This is a genomic window from Bradyrhizobium sp. Leo170 (genome assembly GCF_004296405.1).
Taxonomy (GTDB): Bacteria; Pseudomonadota; Alphaproteobacteria; order Rhizobiales; family Xanthobacteraceae; genus Bradyrhizobium.
On the sequence record NZ_PSRR01000016.1, the window covers coordinates 32,824 to 52,687 of the forward strand.

Genomic DNA, 19,864 nt, shown 5'->3' on the forward strand with positions numbered 1-19,864 from the left:
GAACCTCGAAATTCGAAGGCATGAGCGAGCCGATGGGCGTGGCAGTGGATCTTGATTCCGATTTGGCGGGTTTGGCGGACGCGCGCAGCAAAGCGCGTCAGGCGCGATCGGCGTTCCGAGCATTTGCCGGAGTAGACCAGGAGAAAATCGACAACATCGTTCGGGCAATGGCGGAGGCCGGCACCGCGGCCGCCCAGGAACTCGCGCGACTGGCGGTCGATGAGACCGGGTTTGGCGTCTACGAGGACAAGATCCTCAAGAACCTCTACAATACCAAGTTCGTCGCCGCTTCCATGCTCTCGATGCGGACCATTGGAGTCTTGTGGGTAGACGAAGTCAACCGCATGACGGCCATCGGGTCGCCGATGGGCGTGATCGCGGCCATCATCCCAGTCACCAATCCGACCTCGACCGTGCTCTTCAAATGCCTGGCGGCCGTAAAGTCAGGCAATGCGATCGTGTGCGCGCCCCATCCCCGTGCTATCCGTAGCTGCGTGCGCGCGGCGGAAGTCATGGCGGAGGCGGCGGTCAAGGCCGGCGCGCCGAAGGGCCTGATTTCCTGTCTCTCGCTCCCGACCATCCAGTCGACGGGTGAGCTCATGCGACACCCCGACGTCTCGGTCGTGCTGGCGACCGGCGGTCCGGGAATGGTGCGCGCGGCCTATTCCAGCGGCAAGCCGACATTTGCGGTCGGCGCCGGCAATGTGCCGGTTTATATCCATCGGTCGGTCAAGGACGTGAAAGAAGCCGCGCTGATGGCGATCACGTCGAAATCCTTCGACAATGGCACCGCGTGCGTCGCCGAGCAATCCATCGTGCTCGACGAACCGATTGCGGATGCCGCAATCGCCGCTTTCGCAGCGCAGGGAACGTTCTTCCTCAGCGCACCTGATCAGCGACGGCTTGCGGACGTCATCTTCACCGAGAAGGGCGAACTCAGGCCGGAGGCCGTGGGCCTTTCCGCCCAGGAACTGGCGCGAAGGATCGGTCTCAACGTTCCCGGCGACTGCAGGGTGCTCGGTGCCCAACTGACCGAGGTGGGACCGCAGACACCTCTCTCGCGCGAGATCCTCGGCCCTGTTTTGTCGTTCTACCGGACGGCAGACGTTGCTGCGGCCTTTGAACGGTGCCGGCAAATTCTCGCTTTTGGTGGCGAAGGCCACACGCTTGGTCTTCACTGCGAGGACGATCAGGTGATCGCCACCCTGTCCGCGCTCCCAGCGGGCCGCATCGTCATCAATACGCCGACGCTGTTCGGCGGCATGGGCTATAGCTGCGCAACCGATCCGTCTTTCATGCTGGGCACGGGCACCTGGAGCGGCTCGATCGTCTCCGACAATGTGACCCCGCTCCATCTCATCAACATCAAGCGCATCGCTCACGAAGTGCGCCCGTGGCGCTCGCTGTATCAGGCGAACATGGGGCTTTGAGCATGCTCGCGCGCACGACATCATCGCAAGTGACTGCCAGCGTGGAGGCAACCGCGTTTCTTGAAGCGGCTGCGACGACCTTTCGCAGTCCGGCTTGCGATTCGGATGCAACGCTGTCTTTCGGAATAGACCTCGGGACCGCGACGATCGTCCTGACGGCCGTCGACCGGCAAGGGCGACCGGCCTATTGGGACAGCCTGCCCTGCCAGGCCGTGCGCGACGGTGTCGTTGTCAATTTCGGCGACGCGGTTGCTGCCGTGAAGCAACTCAAGGCCACCGCAACGGCCGCGCTGGATCGGGAGATTGCCGCGGCGGCGACGGCGTTTCCACCGGGCGTGCCACCGGCCGAGGCGAGGGCCTGCCGCTACGTCCTTGAGAACGCCGGCATCACCTGCCGACAATTGGTCGACGAGGTTACCGCGGCGCAGGCCCTGCTCCAGTTGACAGAGGGCGCGATCGTGGATGTGGGCGGCGGTTCGACTGGCGTCGGCGTCGTGATGAACGGCACGATCATCGCGCTCGATGATGAGCCCGGCGGGGGATATCATCTGGACCTGATCTTGGCCGGTGCCCTCGGCATATCGATAGAAGAAGCCGAAGAACGAAAGCGCCGCGGCGATCACGATTACTCACACATCCTGCGACCGGGCATCGAGCGGATCGCGAGTTCGATCGTTCGCCAGATCGGCGAGCATCCCGTTCAATCGATCCACCTTGCAGGCGGAGCCGTCCGGGTGCCTCACGCGGCATCGATCGTTACCGCTTTCAGCGGAATCAAGGCCTGGGCCTACCCGCACTCGGAACTCGTAACCCCCTTCGGAATCGCAATGAGCTGACTGATGGATTTTCAACTGCGCACTTACGCCTTCATCGACAGCATGCAGCCACAGGCTGCCGCTCACGTCGCCTCCACATGTCAGGGAGACGTGCCGGTCGCGGGCATGTCCGAGCTCTTCATCGAAGTGGCGCCGGGCAATGAGATCTTCCGCTGCGCGGACGTTGCGCTGAAGGCAGCGGATGTCCGCCCTGCCCTCCAGATCATCGAACGCGAATTTGGCCTGCTGGAAATTCATTCCAGCACGCAATCGGAAGTGCTGGCGGCTGGCCAAGCGGTCCTCGACTATCTTGGCCTCAAGGAGGAAGACCGTGTGCGGCCTACGATCGCCTCGTCGCAATTCGTCACCAATGTGAACCCCTACCAGGCGCAGCTCATCAACAAATGGCGGAAGGGCAATCTGCTGCTGCCAAGGTCCAGTCTCTTCGTCCTTGAAGCGACGCCGGCCGCCTATGTGACGCTCGCCGGGAACGAAGCCGAGAAAGCCGCCAACATCAGCCTGATTGAAGTCCGCGCGGTCGGGCGTTTTGGCCGACTGTTCATTTCCGGCACCGAGAGCGAGGTCGAAATCGCAGCCAAGGCAGCGGTTGGCTCGCTCGAGGAGTTGGGAGCCAAGACATGAGCGTCATTTCGGTTTCTGACGTGGAGAAGGCCAATGGCGTTCTCGTCATTGCCGCGAGAGACGTTCTCACGCCGCTGGCAGCCGATCGCGCCAAGGAGCTGAACGTTCGGATCGAGCGGGCTGGTGTCGCAAAGGAGGCTGCAGCACAGGCTCCGCTGCCTTTGCGCCCAATCGTTCAAGGATCGGTAAAGCCGACGCCTGCAACCAAATCGCCAGTTGGCGGGAACTCAATTCAACCAGGCGCCCTATCGGGCGCGCTGTATCGTCGCGGCGCGCCGGTACCAACAAAGATGCGGGTTCGGGACAACCTTGAAGACGCTGCTCAGGAAAACCGACCCCGCGCTGCGGTGATCGGCGCAGGTCACGTCGGCGCCATGACGGCGCTGCGGCTCGCGGAGACCTCGCTTTTCTCGCGCGTCGTGCTTGTCGATATCATCCCGGGGCTCGCCGCCGGACTTGCGCTCGACATGTGGCACAGCGCTGGCTTGCGCGGATTTACCACCCGGATCGAAGGCAGCACCGAGCTGTCCGCACTCGAGGGCGTCAGCTACGTCGTCATGACCGCCGGCCGTCCCCGTCAGCCGGGCATGAGCCGAACCGATCTGACCGGCGTGAACGCGGAAATCGTCGGTGGTGTCGCAGATGGCATCCGGCGCCATGCGCCCAATTCGGTGGTGGTCGTCGTGACCAACCCGTTGGAGGAGATGACCCACCTGATGGCGAAGCGGACGGGGTTTCCCTCCAACCGAGTCATCGGGATGGCAGGGGTGCTCGACAGTGCGCGCTTCTGTTCCCTGATCGCGCTGGAGCGCGTTGCCAAGCCGCAGGATGTCAACGCCATCGCACTCGGCAGCCATGGCGCCGAAATGGTCATTCCCTTGAGCCTTGCGACCGCGAACGGGCGTCCGCTCGAGGAACTGATCGCCAAGGATCGTCTCGCCGCCATCGTCGAGCGCGCGCGGGACTCCGGCGCCGAGGTCGTCAAGCTGCTTCAGAAGGGAAGCGCCTATTTTTCGCCAGCGGAGTCGGCGGCCTCGATGGTGGCGGCCATGGTGCGAGGCGGCAGCTCCTTGATCGCCGCGTGCGTGCAATCAGGAGGCGCATATGGCGTGGCGGATACGCGGATCGGTCTTCCGGTCCGCCTCGACGCCAATGGCGTGAAGGAGATCGTGAAGCTGCCGCTCAGGCCCGATGAACAGGCGGCCCTCGCGGAGGCCGCGCGAAGCATTGCCAAACGCATTTCCGAACTGGGCTGACATGCGCGCCGTTGTCTATCAGGGACCGGGAACCATCGCCGTCCGGGACGTGCCGCCTCCGCGGCTGGAAGCTCCTGACGATGCGCTGGTCCGGGTCGATCTGGCCGGCATCTGCGGCACCGATCTGCACGTCATCGCCGGCGATTTTGCGGGCATTCAACCCGGCGCGATCATCGGCCATGAATTCGTCGGCGAAGTCATTGCCGTCGGCAGCGCCGTCACACGGTTCAAAATCGGTGACCGCGTCACGTCGTCCGACTTCACCGCCTGCGGCCACTGCCATTGGTGCAACCGGGGCGACCATTGGGAATGTCGGGAAAGGGCGTTCTTCGGCACGGGAACTTCCTTTGGGCCTCCCCTCGCCGGTGCGCAGGCGGAAATCGTTCGCGTGCCGCATGCCGAGACCACACTTGGACTCTTATCCAAAGGCTGCTCCGACGAGGCGGCGATCCTGCTCGGCGACAACCTGGCGACGGGTTGGGCGGCGGTCGAGCGCAGCGGCCTCCTGCCGGGTGAGACCGTCGCCATCATCGGCGGCGGGACGGTTGGTCAGCTTGCGGCCCTGTCGGCGCAAGCCGCGGGAGCCGGCGCCGTCATCGTGATCGAGCCGAGCAAGGTACGACGCGCATTCGCCCGCGCCAATGGCAGCCTCGCCGCCACTCCGGAACAGGCCTCCGCACTGGTCGCCCGCTTGACCGATGGAGAAGGTGTCGACGTGGTCGTCGAGGCCGTAGGCAACACCGCCGCCTTGTCTGTCGGATTCGACCTGGTGCGGAAGCGCGGTCGCATCATCTCGGTCGGCGCGCATGCAGCCGAAGGCTGGTCATTTCCCCTCGCAAAGAGCTTTGCCAATGAGCTGACGCTGAGCTTCGCCATAGGCGATTCCATCCGTCTCCGTTCGCGCCTGCTGTCGCTGATCACGACGGGCGTTCTCGATCCCACGGTGGTGGTGGATCGCAGGATTGGATTTGCCGGCGCGGCCCAGGCCTATGCCGATCTCAAGGCGCAGGGGATCATGAAAGCCGTGATCGATCCCCGGATCTGATTGAGATCAGCCCTGCCCCGGTTGCCAAATTGGGCCAACCAGAGCAAGCTTCCAGAAGCGGCAGCTATACTGCATCGCACAAGACAAGGTTCGCGACAACGACGAACAGTTGCAGTGTCGGATTCTGGGCCGCGCGGGAGGAGTGTCCATGAGCAGGACCGCGCATTTCGCGCAAAGGGAAGCGCTTGCGGATCATCCGGACCTTGCGCTCGAGCCGTTGCGACAGGCGATCGTCACGCTCGCCAACGCAGCCGATCGCGGCCCTCAGGCACTCTTTGCCGAGGCGCGCATCCTGTTTCGCAACCTCCTCGCCGCCCGCGATGTCCGGCTTCTCGTCCGCTCGGCCGGTGCCTGGCGCGAGTGGGAGAAGCTCAATGATGGCGCCGACGAAGCCCTGATCGAGAGCTTGCCGGATGCGTTGGCGGATATCGTCCATTTCGACGATTCCGTTTTCGTCCCGGTCCAGGTCGGCAGCGTCGCCCTTCTGGTCGAGGGCATCAACAATCCGGCTGCGCTGCACGGCAGCGCCGCGACTTTATCCCGCGTCCTCAGGCTCGCGATCGCATCGAGCGAGAGCCAGCACGGCAACCCCGACAAGCTAGAAGCGATCCGCGTCTTTCAGCGCGTGGCAAACAAGATCCTGAAGAGCAGAAACCTCCAGGAGATCTTTCTGCAGATCACCCACGAGGCGAAGGCCCGCCTCTCCGCGGATATCTGCGGCATCATGCTGCTGGAGGACGATGCGCTGGTGATGAAGCGCTGCACCGGCAATCTGGCAGCAGAGACCGCGTCGCTGAGCATGAAAGCCGGACAAGGTGTCGGCGGCCGCGTCCTCGAGACCCGCCAGCCCTGCTCGATCGAGGACTACGTTCAAAGCGAAATCATCAGCCGCGACTTCATGAGCCTTGCGCGCGCCGAACGTGTCCGTTCCGCGCTTGCAGTCCCCCTTATGTCCCAGGATCAGGTGATCGGCGTTCTCGAAGTCTGGCGGCGCAAGCCGTCGACATTTACGCCGCAGCATACGGCGGAGCTCGCTACGCTCGCCAATCTCGCTTCGCTGGCGATCGAGAACGCGGCCCTGCTAGAAGCGCGCGAGCTGGCGGCTCAGAAACTGAAGGAAGCCCACGCGGAACTGCAGCAGCGGTACGACGTGATCCGCAATTCCGCCGACCTGCAGGAAAGCCTTATCTTCACGCTCCTCAATGGCGGCGGTCTGTCCGAAATTGCGCAACGCGCGCACGAACACCTCCGCACTCCCGTGCTTCTGCTCGACAAGCACCTCGATGTGCGGGCCTGCCATCCCGAATTGTCCGCCGGAGAAGGCGTGCTCCACGCCATCCGCATCGGAATCTCGCAGAACAGGGGCTCGGAAACCAGATACAGAACGCTCTCCGCAGGGCCGCTGCGCTTCGCCTTTCAGAGCATAACCGCCGGATCGGAACAGTTGGGTTGGGCCGTTCTGATCGATCCGCAGATCGAAGACGAAAGCGCGCAACTCGCCATCACCGAGCTGTGCGTGACTGCCGCGCTCCATCAAACCAAGGAAAGAGCCGCCGCCCGCGCGCTGAGCGACAAGCTTGCCACGCTGACCTGGGATCTGCTGGAGGGAGCGGACCATCTGCGGCAGTTGGCCCTGCAGCGGGCGAAGGAGTTGAACGCCGAGATTCCGGCGGAATATTGCGTCGCCGTTTGTCGCATCGACGGGCTCGACAAGCCTGACCAATCCGGCGTCCTGACCGGCGGAGAAATCGAGGGCCGCCGCCGTTCCGTTGCCGAGGCGCCGAACAATCTGCCTGTGCGCCACATTGCAAAGCTATCGGGACTGCGTGGAAACGAGCTTGCGATCGTCATTTCCACCTGCGAAGCCGTACGGGCCCGCGATTTTGCCCAGAGCCTCATTGCCGAGATCATGCGCCGCGTCCCCGGATCGATCGCGCGCATCGGCCTGAGCCGGAGCTGTTCCGACCCGATGTCGATGCCAGCCGCCTGGAAGGACGCGCGCATTGCACTCGACGTCGCCTGTCAGAGCCGCAAGGCCACGGTCATCGATTACGACGACGTCGGAGTTGCCGGACTGTTGATGAGCATCCGCGACGGAACCGATTTCCAGGGATTCGTCAGCGAGACCCTGGGAGAATTGCTGAAGGAGAAGAGCCCGCAACGCGAGACCCTGTTGCAGACCTTGCGCGTGTTCTTTGCATGCAATTGTTCTCAGCAGGCGGCAGCGAAGGAACTGCGAACTCACCAGAAAACCGTTGCCTATCGGCTCGACAAGATCGAGCGCGTGACAGGTCTGAAGCTCGCTGCACATGAGCAGCGGGTCCTTCTCTATCTCGCGCTGCGGATGAACGACCTGACCGCCTGATCTAGCCGGCCGCAAATGATGGCATCGACGCCCCCTTCACGGCCGCCTGCAGCGGCTCCTTCGGGTAGCCTTATCCGAGGGCGCCACATGGGGAGACGACGCGGTAAATGAGCTTTGGCATCGAATTGCCCTTTCCAAAAAAGCGCAGGCCGCCGCCGGCCTACCCGCCAATGTTGCGAGGACAAATGCTCGGGACGCCGGGCAAAAACAAATATTGCTTCAATATGCAGCCATCGGCGGCGGATATGGCTGGTCCCGGCCGAGCCCCTCCGCTCGCCGCAAGCCCTGCTTGCGGAGTTCGATTTCAATAAATTCGTCAATGGCTTGCGGCAGCGCAGACCATCATCGTTACGGCTGTAACTGCTCAGTCCGATCGCGTCATGATCCAGTAGCAGAGCTCGCCAACATTTGAAGACGGCACAGGCCGCGTCTGGCGGTGCCCTCGCTCACGCGTGCGAGGACGTCGAATGAACATCGTCTCGCGCAACGGAGACCGAAGGATTTGTCTGAAGCGTCATTTACACAACGGCATGATTAGCGTCGCGATCAAGATGATTGTCCTGAGCATCGCAGATCGCATTTCGTCAGCGATCGACGTCAGAGCGCTACTCGCTCGACGGGCGTTGCAGGATCGCGGGCAGAAGGTAAGCAAACAAGTGACTCTTTTATCACGCCTATTCCTGCTGGTGGCTATCGCATTGATCCCAGCTATCGCGATTCAAGCCTACAATGAATTCCAGTTCCGTTGCGCCCGCCAAGTCGAAGTGCAAAACCAGGCACTCAACCTGGCGGAGCTCGCCGCGGCCGAACAGCGCCAGATCGTCCAGGGAATGCATCAAGCCCTGATCGCGCTGTCGGAGCTTCCGGCGATAAAGGCGAAGAACCCAGAAGGATGCAATGCCTATCTCGCCAGGATCAAGCGACGATACCCGGGGTTCATCAGCTTTATCGTGGTCGACACCAACGGTGATGCCTTCTGTGACACCAACAACGATCAAAAGCGATCGACCGCGGCTGGAAGGCCCTACTTCGCCGACGTACTGAAAACCGGCAAATTCACGGTCGGAGAGTTCGCAATCGGTCGGCAGACCGGTCGCAAGGTCCTTCATTTTGCGCTGTCCTTCTATGGCGACGATGCCCGGCTTGGCGGCGTCGTTATAGCCGCCCTCAGCCTGGATTGGCTTGCCGGCTCCATCGCTCAGCAGGATGTGCCGCCGGGGGCTGCACTTGCGATCATGGACCGGAACGGCACGTACCTGGCCCGTTATCCCGATAACGACCGCTTTGTCAGCCGGAGGATACCCGGGGATAACGATCGAAAGCCCGACCATCGGAGCACTGCCGACATCGTCGATCTCGATGGTGTGGAGCGGATCGTCGGCTATTCGGTTTTGCAAGACGGAGGGCTCGTTATCGCCTTTGGCCTCGACAAAGCCCGGGCGTTCACGGAGATCCAGCACGGCACACAGCGTGGCGTCTTCCTGATCGTACTGAGCACCGCACTGGTGTTGAGCCTGACATCGCTGGGAGCTCGGCGGTTCATCCATCGCCCGCTTGAGCAACTGGTCGACGCCGCCAACCAATGGCGGCTGGGCGACCTTGCACGACGCGTCGACATCCAAGGAACATCCGAAATCATCCAGGTCGCCGAAGCGTTCAACACCATGGCCGACGCGCTCCAACGCCGCGAGCACGAATTGTCCGAAGCAAAGGAGAGAGCCGAGGAAGCTGCCGCTCGGTTCACCATGATCTTTGAGAACACCACCGACAGCGTGCTTATCGTCGATCGGGATTGGCGGGTCAGCTATCTCAATGGACCGGCCTCGGCGAGTGTCGCCCACGGCCGGGACATCGTCGGCATGGCCCTTTCAGAAGCCTTTCCGGTCGCCGCCGAGCTGGAAGCCTTGAAGAAAATTCGGGAGGCAACGTCAGAGCGACGGCCGACCTATCTCGAAATGTTTTGCCCGCGCATGGAGGCCTGGTACGCAATCAATGCCTTTCCCTCGAGCCACGGCCTCGCGATCTTCCTCCGCGACATCACCGATCACAAGCAGGCGTTGGAGGAGCGTCGTCTGATGGAGGAGCAGCTCCATCAGAGCCAGAAGATGGAGGCCGTCGGCCAGCTCACCGGCGGCGTCGCACACGACTTCAACAACCTGCTTACGGTGATCTCTGCGAACCTCGAACTCATCGAGGATGCCCCAGATATCGGCAAGATCCGGCAATACGCAGCAGCGGCACGACGTTCCGTCCATCGCGGAACGAAGCTTACGACGCAACTTCTCGCCTTTTCCCGTGGGCACGCATTGAAGCCGGAATTGGTCAACGCCAATCGACTCCTTTCCGAATTCCAGGGCCTCATCCGCCAAGCCGTCGGGAACGGATGCGAAGTCGAACTACGGCTCGACGAAGCATTATGGATGTGTCGCGTTGATCCGTCGCTGCTGGAGACCGCTCTTCTCAACCTGGCCTTGAATGCGCGCGATGCCATGCCCGATGGAGGTGTGCTGCGGATCGAAACCCGGAACATGGTCCAGGACAAGAGCTCAATGTCCGGCTGTCCGCCCGGATCGTATGTGAGGCTGTCCGTCGCAGATACCGGCTGCGGAATGTCCCCGGAAGTGCGGGATCGCGTGTTTGAGCCATTCTTCACGACCAAGGATGTCGGGAAGGGTACGGGACTCGGACTCAGCATGGTCTATGGCTTTGTTCGACAGTCTGGCGGTCATATTGCCATCAACAGCGCACCCGGAGCCGGAACGACGATCGATCTATACCTCCCCAGCGCTGCGCAAGCGCGCGAGGCTGATCCGGAGCGCACTCAACCCCAGGCCATACCGACCGGCACGGAGCGAATTCTACTCGTTGAAGACAACGAGGATCTGCTGGAGGCCACGTCAGCCATGCTGACCACGTGCGGCTATCAGGTTTCCTGCGCCCGGAACGGCATGGACGCGCTTCGGATACTCCAGAGCGGTCAGGATTTTGAGCTCTTGCTGAGTGACATCGTAATGCCCAACGGAATGAGCGGAGTTGAGCTTGCTCGCGAAGCGAGGAAGCTCGGCAAAGATATCAGAATCCTGCTCGCCTCCGGCTATGCGGCGGATGTATTGGAGCGACACAATGCGGTCGGAGAGTTTCCAATTGTCGAAAAGCCCTTCCGCCTGGCAGACCTTGCCCGGCGTCTGCACGCGATGCTGAACGAAGCATGAGCGCTGACCCGTTTACTCTCGATATTGCCGGTCGCGTAGGCCACGAAACCTATCACGGTTTTGGCCCTGACGTCCGACGACGAAGGTTGCCGCAAGGCTGATCGGAACGTCAGACCCACCGCACGAGATCATGATCCGATTAGACGGAATCGGATCATGATCTCATCTCTTTGTTTGAGCATGATCTCCGCGCAAACGCTTCGCGTTTGTCGCGAGGGAAAACCGGTTTCCACTTTTCCGGATCATGCTCTAAGGCTGCAGAAAAGCGATCTCGAAGTGCATGCCGTCCTGGCGCCCGCTGAAGTAGCCACCCCATTGAAGCCGTGCTGGTTGGCGATCGGGACCAGCTTGCGTACACTCCCTCGGCTGCCGACCAGGGCCGGCGTGTTGCCGAACTTGTTAAAGTGTTCATTGATATCGAACGCCGTGCAAAAGGTATGATTGCTTAAGGCCTCAGGACCGCCATCCGCCTGCCCCCAGTCTTATCGCCGAAATCTCCGTCGGCACCTCCCGCGTTAGCGCCCCCGACCGCGATTGGCGGCAATCGGTTCCCGCGGGATCGTCACCTGTGACAACGCTTCGACAAAGATGGGCTCCCAGGCCCTGATATGATGCCTGAGCAGATTTGTGAGAGCCTCCTCCTTGCCGGCAATCGCAAACTCAATGATCTGATAGTGCTCCGCGGTTGACTCATTCTGGCGGGCAAGACCTGCACGCGACTTGATACCGTAAAGTCGCATTTGGTCACGCAATCCCATCACCAACTCGGTGAGGCGTGCATTGTCCGCCGTAGCCGTCAGCATCTGATGAAAGCTTCGATCGGATTCGAGATAGAGCCTCAGGTCTTCCGTTCTCACCGCGCGCGCGATGTCATCGGCAAAGCGATAAAGCCCTTCGAGATCCCTCTTTGGCTTGCGTGCGACGATCGCCGCCGCATGGAGCTCCAGGACTTCGCGGAGATCAAACAGGTTGCGGAGTTCGGTCAAGGTCGGTTCCACTACCTTGAAGCCCCGATTGCGCATGGGTTCGATCAGCCCGCTGCGCGTCAACTCCAGCAGCGCTTCCCGCACGGGAGTCGTCGAGATGCCGAGGCTCGTGGCCAGCGTCGGCACGGAATACATGGTTCCCGGCATGCTCTGGCCGGAAATGATCTCGGCCCGCACCTGCTGCACCACCTGCTCCCGCAAATTCTGCTCCATCCCCCCTCCCGCTCCGTCGGTTCCAGAGCCCTCCGGTTTAGCAAGTGCAGCACAATAAATGCGCTTGACGGAGGATATGCCCACAGATCATGCTGTGTAAAGCGTTACAGTAACGCGCTACACTGACTTCTATGTGACACGGTTTCATTCACGATGGCTGAGCGCATCCCGGGCTATTGCACGCTCTGCCGATCACGGTGCGGCTCGACCATGGTGGTCGAGAATGGCCGGCTGATCAGCGTCGAGAGCCTGCAACGGCATCCGACCGGCGGAGCGCTATGTGCAAAGGGCCGCGCCGCACCGGAGATGGTCCATAGTCCGCGGCGGCTGACCAAGCCGCTTCGTCGAACTGCACCGCGAGAAGCAGCCGATCCGGGCTGGACCGAAATTTCCTGGGACGAGGCTCTGGACGACATCGTCCAGGAGCTCCGCGGCATTCGCAAAACATCCGGCGCTGAAGCCGTGGCCTTCGCCGTCACCACGCCCAGCGGCACGCCGATGGTCGACAGCTTCGAGTGGGTCGAGCGCTTCATCAGGTGCTTCGGCAGTCCAAATCTGATCTACGCGGTCGAAATCTGCGGCTGGCACAAGGACTATGCCCATGCCCTGACTTTCGGCCGCGGTATCGGCTTTCCCGATTATGAGCACGCCGACGCCATCGTGTTGTGGGGACACAATCCTGCCCGCACATGGCTCGCCCAGGCGACCCGTATTGCCAATGCGCGACGACGCGGAGCGCGGGTTGCAGTGGTCGATCCCAAGCCGAACGGATCCGGACAGGACGCTGACGTCTGGCTACGCATCCGCCCCGGCTCGGACGGAGCCCTGGCCATGGGCGCAATCCGGCATCTCATCGCGACAGGATCCTTCGATGCGAGCTTCGTCACGCGCTGGACCAACGGGCCTTTCCTGGTCGACACCAATACAGGCCGCTTCGTTCGTGCCAACGAACTCTGGGACAATCAATCGTCGGAAGCTTTCGTCGTGCTGGATCAGTCCGGAACGGCGCGGGCCTACGACACCCGCGCTGCGGCTCTCGATCCTGCGCACTGCAGGCTGGATGGCCGGACGACGCTCGCCGCGCGCGATGGTCGCGTGATCGCTGCGGCGACCGCTTTTCGTCTGCTGGCTACGGAGGCTGCCCCCTACACCATCGCTCGCGTCGCCGAAGTGAGCTGGCTCGAGGAGCGCGACATCGCGGCGTTCTACGGCCTGTTCAAGAACAGCGCAAGGCTCGCCTACCACTCGTGGACCGGCGTCGGCCAGCATACCAATGCGACGATGACCGAGCGGGCGATTGCGACGCTCTACGCGCTGACCGGCGCCTGCGACCGGCCGGGCGGCAATGTCTGGCCGGTGCCGCCACCGACACGGACCGTCAACGACTATGCCTTGTTGCCGCCGGAACAGAAGGCCAAAGCGCTCGGCATCGACGAATTGCCGCTCGGGCCGCCAAGCCGGGGATGGATCACGGCGCGCGATTTCAGTCGCGCCGTGCTCACGGGCGAGCCCTATCGCGTCCGGGCGCTGATGAGCTTCGGTACGAACTTCATGGTTTCGCAGGGCCACTCCTCGCGTAATCGGGAGGCACTGCGCGCGCTCGACTTCCACGTTCACGTCGACATGTTCATGAATCCGACGGCCGAGAATGCGGACATCATTCTGCCGGCCAATATGCCGTGGGAGCGGGACGCCCTCAAAATCGGATTCGAGATTACGCAGGATGCCGTCGAGACGATACAATTCCGTCCGCAGATGCTTCCGCGTCTCGGCGAGTGCAAAGCAGACTATGAAATCGCAGCCGAGCTCGCCGTCAGGCTGGGCCTGGCAAACGAATTCTTCGGTGGCGACATCCGCGCCGGCTGGAACCATCAGCTCGCGCCGCTCGGCGTAACGGTCGACGAACTGCGTCAGCATCCAGAGGGCCTGCGCTTTCCCCAGCCGTTTCGGCACGAAAAATACGCACTGCAGCGGGATGACGGCACGATTGCGGGCTTTGCCACGCCCACCCGCCGCGTCGAAATCTATTCGGAATTGATGCTCGATCATGGCTACGCACCGCTGCCGAGCCATATCGAGCCTGCCGAAAGCCCGTTTGCGGACACCGCCGACAGCCGTTTCCCACTGGTGCTCACCACAGCCAAGAGCGGTTGGTTCGTGCACAGCTCGCACCGTCATATCGCCTCGCTTCGAAAGAAAACGCCAGATCCCGCGATCGAGATCAGCGGCACGCTCGCGGCGCGGCGCGGTCTTGAGGATGGCGACTGGGCGATTGTCGAGACGTCAACGGGAGAGGTACGGCTGCGCGTGCGGCTGAACGAATCTCTCGACGATCGCATCGCCATCGCCGAGTTCGGTTGGTGGGAGGATTGTCCGCCACTGGGCCGGGACGCGACCACCCCCGCCGGATTTCCGACATCGAACATGAACGACGGCTTGAGCGACGCGACGCGTGATCCGGTCAGCGGCTCGGTGCCGCTGCGGGCGATACGTTGCGACATTCGCAAGGACGAGACCGCGAGCCGTGGCCGCTGGGTCGGCCAGCGCGCTTTCTCGGTCACCGCCATCCGCAACGAGTCCAACGATGTCGTCGCGCTCGATCTCATCCCGCGCGACGGCGGCGCGCTTCCCGCGTTCCGGCCGGGACAGCACGTCATGCTGGGCCTGCCGGGAATCGATGTGACCCGCGCCTATTCGCTGACCGGTCATGACGGCCAGGATGTCCTGTCGGTCGCAATAAAGAAACGGCGTTCCGACGATTTGGCCCTCACCCGCGACACCGGTCATCTTTCCGCTCATATCCATCGTCTGACCGTCGGTGATGAAGTCCGGATCGAGGCGCCGAGAGGAATTTTCACCCCACCGCTGGCGGGACCCCGGCCTCTCATTTTTCTCGCGGCCGGCATCGGCATTACACCCTTTATGAGTCATCTCGAAGCGCTAGCGGAACGCGAGCCGACGGAGCGCGTCGCCAAGGTGCTTCTGCTCTACGGCTGTCGCAACGGCGGTGAGCATCCTTTTACCCGCCGGCTGCGGGAGCTTGCAGACCTCTTGCCAGGGCTCGATCTCGTCACGGCGTTTTCAGCGCCGCGCGCGCAGGATCGCTGTCCGCAGGACTACGATTATGCGGGCCGGCTCGACCTGTCGGCGATCGATCCGCTGCTGCCGCAAAGGCCTCTTGTCTATCTTTGCGGCTCGCCGGACTTCGCGACATCAATGACTGCGCGGCTGGTCGAACGGGGCATGCCGCGCTTCGACGTATTTGCGGAGGCGTTCGCATCGCCGCCGATCGTGCCGCAGACGTTGAAGCCACAGACGGTTCACGTCGTCGGTACCGACAAGAGCTTTATCTGGTCGCCCGAACTCGGAACCCTTCTGGATGCCGCCCAGGCGGCAGGCCTGTCTCTGCCCAGCGGTTGCCGTGTCGGCCAATGCGAGAGCTGCGCCATGCGCATCGTCAAGGGCGACGTCGCACAACTCGGCGGCGATGACGGCGCGACGGATCAGTGCCTGACCTGCCAGACGGTTCCTCTCTCCGAACTCACGCTCGCGCTTTGACCGGCAATGACGCGACGAAACCAACACAGACATAATAATGGGGGCTGCAATGACCGACGCTACGCATAGAAATTCCTTTCCGGACAAAATGCCGATGCAGGCCAACCCGCTTGCAAGGCTCTCGCAGCATATGGTCGCCTTCGCTGAGCGTTGGTTTCCGGATGCCTATGTGTTCGTTCTGATTGCCGTGGTCGTGATCGCGCTCGGCACCATCGCGCATGGGGGCTCACCGCTTGCGGTCAGCCGCGCCTTCGGCGACGGCTTCTGGAATCTCATTCCGTTCACGATGCAAATGGCGCTGGTCGCGATCGGAGGCTATGTGGTCGCGATGTCGCCACCTGTCGCGGCGGTGCTGCGGCGGCTGGCGGCCGTACCCTCCACCGCGCGCGGCGCTGTGGTCTTCGTCGGTGTGCTCAGTATTGTCCTGTCGCTGCTGAACTGGGGTCTCAGCCTGATCTTTTCCGGCCTGCTGGTGCGCGAAATCGCGCGGCGCAAGGACATCAGGCTGGACTATCGCGCGGCCGGCGCGGCTGGCTATCTCGGCCTGGGCTGCGGTTTCACGCTCGGCATTACGTCGTCAGCCGCCCAGCTTCAGGCCAATGCGGCCAGCATCCCGAGCTCGCTGTTGCCGATCACCGGCGTCATCGGTTTCTCCGAGACGATTCTGACATGGCAGAATCTGGTCACGACAGTGATCGTGACCGCGCTGTCCGCGGTGATCTGCTACCTGACGGCGCCAAATCCGACGCAGGTCAAGACCGCTGAGGAGCTTGGCGTATCTCTGGACGACGACCGGATTGAGCCGAAGAAGCCGGCACGGCCCGGCGACTTTCTCGAGTTCAGTCCCATTTTGACAATCTTGATCGTCGTGCTGGCGCTGGGCTGGCTCTGGCAAACCTTTCAGTCCGGCAATCCGCTGATCACCCTGTCGGGCCTGAACACTTACAATTTCGTCTTTCTGGTGCTTGGCATCCTCCTGCATTGGCGTCCGCGCAGCCTGCTCGAGGCTTTTTCCAAGGCCATGCCAAGCGTCTCGGGCGTGCTGTTGCAGTTTCCTTTCTACGCCGGCATCGCCCAGATGCTGACCAAGGTGCCAAATAGCAGCGGAGTGACGCTGTCGGACACCATCGCGCACTGGTTTGTGGACGCATCAGCCAATTCGACCGTTTTCTCGTTTTTGGTCGGGCTCTATTCCGCGGTGCTGGGCTTCTTCATCCCGTCGGCCGGCGGCAAGTGGATCATCGAGGCCCCGTACATCATGAAGGCGGCCAATGAGATCGGGGCTCATTTGGGCTGGACCGTGATGATCTATAACATCGCGGAGACGCTGCCGAACTTCATCAATCCATTCTGGATGCTTCCGCTGCTCGGCATACTCGGGTTGAAGTCAAAAGACCTGATCGGCTACACCTCGGTGCAGTTCTTTGTGCATTTCCCGATCGTCATGATCGTTGCGGCACTCCTGATGACGACGTTCACCTATCACCCGCCAATTCTTCCCTGATTGACCGCTGAGCCGCGCGAACTGACACGCCGGGACGACCGCATTGACGTCCCGGCGTGTCCTCGTCCGGCATGCCGGAGCACAACGTCGATTTGGTTCGGCAATCGCGAAAGCATGCGGACGCCGCGCGAGAGCCGCGACGCAAATTCTTGCAATGAGAAAAGCCATGACCGAGAAACAATCGCTGCAGACCATTGATGCAAAGGAGGCAACGCGCCTTCTCCCGATGGACGAGCTGATCCGGCATCTGCGCACCTTCTTTGTCGGGGGGTGCACGGTTCCACCGCGACATCATCATACGATTCCAGTTCCCGGCGAGCCGGACGCAACGCTGTTGCTGATGCCTTCATGGCAGCAGAAATCGGAAGGCGATGACCTGCTTGGAATCAAGCTGGTCGCCGTATTCCCTGGCAATGCCGCGCGCAAGATGCCGGCGCTCACATCGGTCTATCTGCTGTTCGATAGCGGCACCGGCGCGCAACTCGCGACGGTCGCAGGTGACGTCCTCACCGCTAGGCGAACCGCTGCGACGTCAGCGCTCGCAGCGTCCTATCTGGCGCGCGAAGACGCGACCAACCTGCTCATTCTCGGCTCCGGTCGGATCGCAAGCCTTTTGCCGGAAGCCTATCGGGCCGTCCGCGACATTCGCCGGATCAGCGTGTGGAACGTCAACGCCGACAGCGCCGTTCGGATGGTGGATCGTCTCCGTAACGCCGGACTGGATGCTGTGTTCGTCTCCGACCTTGAACGTGCCGTCCGGACGGCTGATATCGTCACGTCGGCCACTCTGGCAACGTCGCCGCTGATCAAGGGCGAATGGCTGCAGGCCGGCGTCCATGTCGATCTCATCGGCGCCTTCACGCCGGCGATGCGGGAATCGGATGACGACGTCGTCAAGCGTTCCGCCATATTCGTGGATACCTATGAGGCGGCCCATGAGGCCGGTGATCTCGTCCACCCGATCGAGGCGGGAATTCTCTCACGTCAGGACTTGAAGGCGTCGCTGGCCGAACTCTGCAGCGGAGCCGCTCACGGGCGACGATCTCGCGACGACATCACCATGTTCAAGGCAGTAGGAACCGCTCTGGCGGATCTTGCCGCCGCAGGTCTTGCATACAAGACCCGCATCCAGCGCGTCGCCCACATCGCGCAACAACGCGACCGCTACGGAAATTGAGGGCCGCGCCCCCTGCTGCCTCGCCGAGCGCATCGGCACATGCCAAATCCCGTCTCGACAGACAGAGTTCAAAGCGGCCGTGGGGCTTGCCCTTCTGTGGCTGGCCTCCGACGCATTTTGAGCTCGGCGCGTCATGCATCGAAAGCCGGTTGTGCGCTGCGTACTGGGCCGACCTTCCGCCGATCCAGCAAGCGCCTGACCCAGTCACGCCCGGGCTCTTCGACAAACCGATACGTCGCGACCGATAGCAGGACGGTCAACAACAGCATCGCAATTTGCAGGAGATCACCAAGCCAGAGCGATCCATTCAGAGAGACAACTTTCGTCGGTTCATGGCCCGAGCTCAACGCGTAAGAGATAAACAATTCCGTATGCGTAAGGCGTTCGACGACCATAAGGATGGCCCGCACCACCGCCCTGACGAGCGGATGCAGCATGTAGATCGAATAGGTCAGCGTCCCGATCATGAGCATGGACGGAACCGTCAGCCAACGGCTGACCGCGCCACCTTCACGGGCGAACACCAGAACGACCAGCGTAAACACCAGCGGCGAGGCCACCTGCAGAGTGACGCTGCTTCCAGCGACCGAAACATAGCCCACAACGAGCATGAAACTCGCCGCCTCGAGCAATGTCTCAGCGGACGGCACCAGGCGTGCGCGCAACACTGGGAAGCGCTCTCGTAAATCGAAAGCGAGAACGCCAAGCGCGAAACCATAAAGGCAGCGCACCAACCCATAGTCATAAGTCGCATTCATCCCGTCTGGGCTGATGGTGGCGAGCACAACCGGCCCCGCAATGATCGGAAGCAGCCAAGGCCAGACTGCCGGCCCAATCCTGCTCACGACGGCGGCGAAGATCACATAGGCGGCGAACTCAGTGCTGATGCTCCAACTCGCGAAGTTCAACCAGTTCTGCGGATTAACGCCGAGTCCCTGCAGGAGCAGAATGTTGGTGACGATGGCCTGCAAGAGGTTTGGGCCAATACCGTCCTTCGCAGCGTCGATGGGAATGAACAGCAGCAAGGTCACGAGATGCAGCGGATAGATCCGCCCAAGCCGCGGGACCAGGAACCGGCCCGTGCCGAAACCCTCAGCGAGACGCGAACGATAATTCGAGGCGATGACAAAGCCGCTCAGCACGAAGAAGAAATCGACGAACAGGTAGGCATTTCTGGTGAGCGGCAGGAACGACAGATGGCTGATAACGTCGAAGTGAAACAGCGCGACCATGCAAGCGCAAATGCCACGCCAACTGTCGAGAGCATGATACCGGGTGATATTTTTGGCCGAGTCCATTGAAAACGGGTAGGCAAGACCTGCCACCGGCACAAGCAGCGGTTGACTCTATGCTTAATGTGGCATCATCACCGTCACGGGATGTATCTTGCGCCATGGCAAGGACGACGACAACACCGGCAACGACTCGCCGGCCGTCCGGGCACGCGAAGCGGCACCAGCGGCAACATCAGCGACCCGTTCGACCTCGGCCGCGATCTGGAATTACCGGCGCATGGCCATCGCTGGTATCGTCGAGCTCGCATCGTGGCGCGGGGGCTCGCTCGGACGGCGGTCGGCACGTGCTGCGCGGCGCTGCGCGCTGCAGCCTGCACGGCCTGCATCGCCTCGATCGCGCGCGTCGCCCGCTCGAGAGAGTTGCGG

The 19,864-nt window shown here is 62.1% G+C and carries 13 protein-coding genes; 11 read left to right on the forward strand and 2 right to left on the reverse strand.

Features of this window, described 5'->3' with window-relative positions; translation table 11 throughout:
- The first annotated feature begins 20 nt into the window (after positions 1-20).
- The 7 genes from CWO89_RS05310 to CWO89_RS05340 all read left to right on the forward strand — a co-directional run bounded on the left by CWO89_RS05310 (position 21) and on the right by CWO89_RS05340 (position 10,765).
- Complete coding sequence (locus CWO89_RS05310) at positions 21-1,430, forward strand: aldehyde dehydrogenase family protein (protein ID WP_207234403.1); 1,410 nt, start codon at positions 21-23, stop codon at positions 1,428-1,430.
- 2 nt (positions 1,431-1,432) lie between these two features.
- Positions 1,433-2,266, forward strand: coding sequence for an ethanolamine utilization protein EutJ (gene eutJ / locus CWO89_RS05315; RefSeq protein ID WP_130577584.1), 834 nt, complete (start codon positions 1,433-1,435; stop codon positions 2,264-2,266).
- A 3-nt stretch (positions 2,267-2,269) separates the two neighbouring features.
- Positions 2,270-2,887 (forward strand): hypothetical protein, encoded by a 618-nt coding sequence (locus CWO89_RS05320; RefSeq protein WP_130577585.1) that lies wholly within the window; start codon positions 2,270-2,272, stop codon positions 2,885-2,887.
- A complete protein-coding gene (locus CWO89_RS05325; protein WP_130577586.1) occupies positions 2,884-4,143 on the forward strand; it encodes a malate dehydrogenase in 1,260 nt (419 codons plus the stop codon). The genes CWO89_RS05320 and CWO89_RS05325 overlap by 4 nt, the downstream gene beginning before the upstream one ends.
- A 1-nt stretch (position 4,144) precedes the next feature.
- On the forward strand, positions 4,145-5,188 hold the full coding sequence (locus CWO89_RS05330) for an alcohol dehydrogenase catalytic domain-containing protein (RefSeq protein WP_130577587.1): 1,044 nt from the start codon (positions 4,145-4,147) through the stop codon (positions 5,186-5,188).
- Between the two features lie 148 nt (positions 5,189-5,336).
- Positions 5,337-7,553, forward strand: coding sequence for a helix-turn-helix domain-containing protein (locus CWO89_RS05335; protein ID WP_130577588.1), 2,217 nt, complete (start codon positions 5,337-5,339; stop codon positions 7,551-7,553).
- Positions 7,554-8,020: 467 nt separating this feature from the next.
- Positions 8,021-10,765: an ATP-binding protein gene (locus CWO89_RS05340; protein ID WP_245475735.1), complete on the forward strand. Its 2,745-nt coding sequence runs from the start codon at positions 8,021-8,023 to the stop codon at positions 10,763-10,765.
- A gap of 515 nt (positions 10,766-11,280) precedes the next feature.
- Here CWO89_RS05340 and CWO89_RS05345 read toward each other — a convergent pair.
- Positions 11,281-11,952 carry a GntR family transcriptional regulator gene (locus CWO89_RS05345; protein ID WP_245475737.1) on the reverse strand — a complete coding sequence of 224 codons (672 nt, stop codon included), beginning with the start codon at positions 11,950-11,952 and terminating at the stop codon, positions 11,281-11,283.
- Between the two features lie 165 nt (positions 11,953-12,117).
- Between CWO89_RS05345 and CWO89_RS05350 the strand changes: the two genes are divergently transcribed.
- The 3 genes from CWO89_RS05350 (at position 12,118) to lhpI (ending at position 18,203) form a co-directional block, all read left to right on the forward strand.
- Positions 12,118-15,522: a molybdopterin-dependent oxidoreductase gene (locus CWO89_RS05350; RefSeq protein ID WP_130577589.1), complete on the forward strand. Its 3,405-nt coding sequence runs from the start codon at positions 12,118-12,120 to the stop codon at positions 15,520-15,522.
- Positions 15,523-15,571: 49 nt separating this feature from the next.
- Entirely contained in the window at positions 15,572-17,026 is a 1,455-nt protein-coding gene (locus CWO89_RS05355) for a short-chain fatty acid transporter (protein ID WP_130577590.1), read from the forward strand.
- 166 nt (positions 17,027-17,192) lie between these two features.
- The gene (gene lhpI, locus CWO89_RS05360; RefSeq protein WP_130577591.1) at positions 17,193-18,203 is read left to right on the forward strand and encodes a bifunctional Delta(1)-pyrroline-2-carboxylate/Delta(1)-piperideine-2-carboxylate reductase; all 1,011 of its coding nucleotides are present in this window, start codon (positions 17,193-17,195) and stop codon (positions 18,201-18,203) included.
- 131 nt (positions 18,204-18,334) lie between these two features.
- Here lhpI and CWO89_RS05365 read toward each other — a convergent pair whose 3' ends face one another.
- Complete coding sequence (locus CWO89_RS05365; RefSeq protein ID WP_283813504.1) at positions 18,335-19,501, reverse strand: acyltransferase family protein; 1,167 nt, start codon at positions 19,499-19,501, stop codon at positions 18,335-18,337.
- 57 nt (positions 19,502-19,558) lie between these two features.
- Here CWO89_RS05365 and CWO89_RS46830 point away from each other — a divergent pair.
- Positions 19,559-19,864: hypothetical protein (locus tag CWO89_RS46830; protein ID WP_207234404.1), on the forward strand; the 306-nt coding region annotated here is incomplete at its 3' end.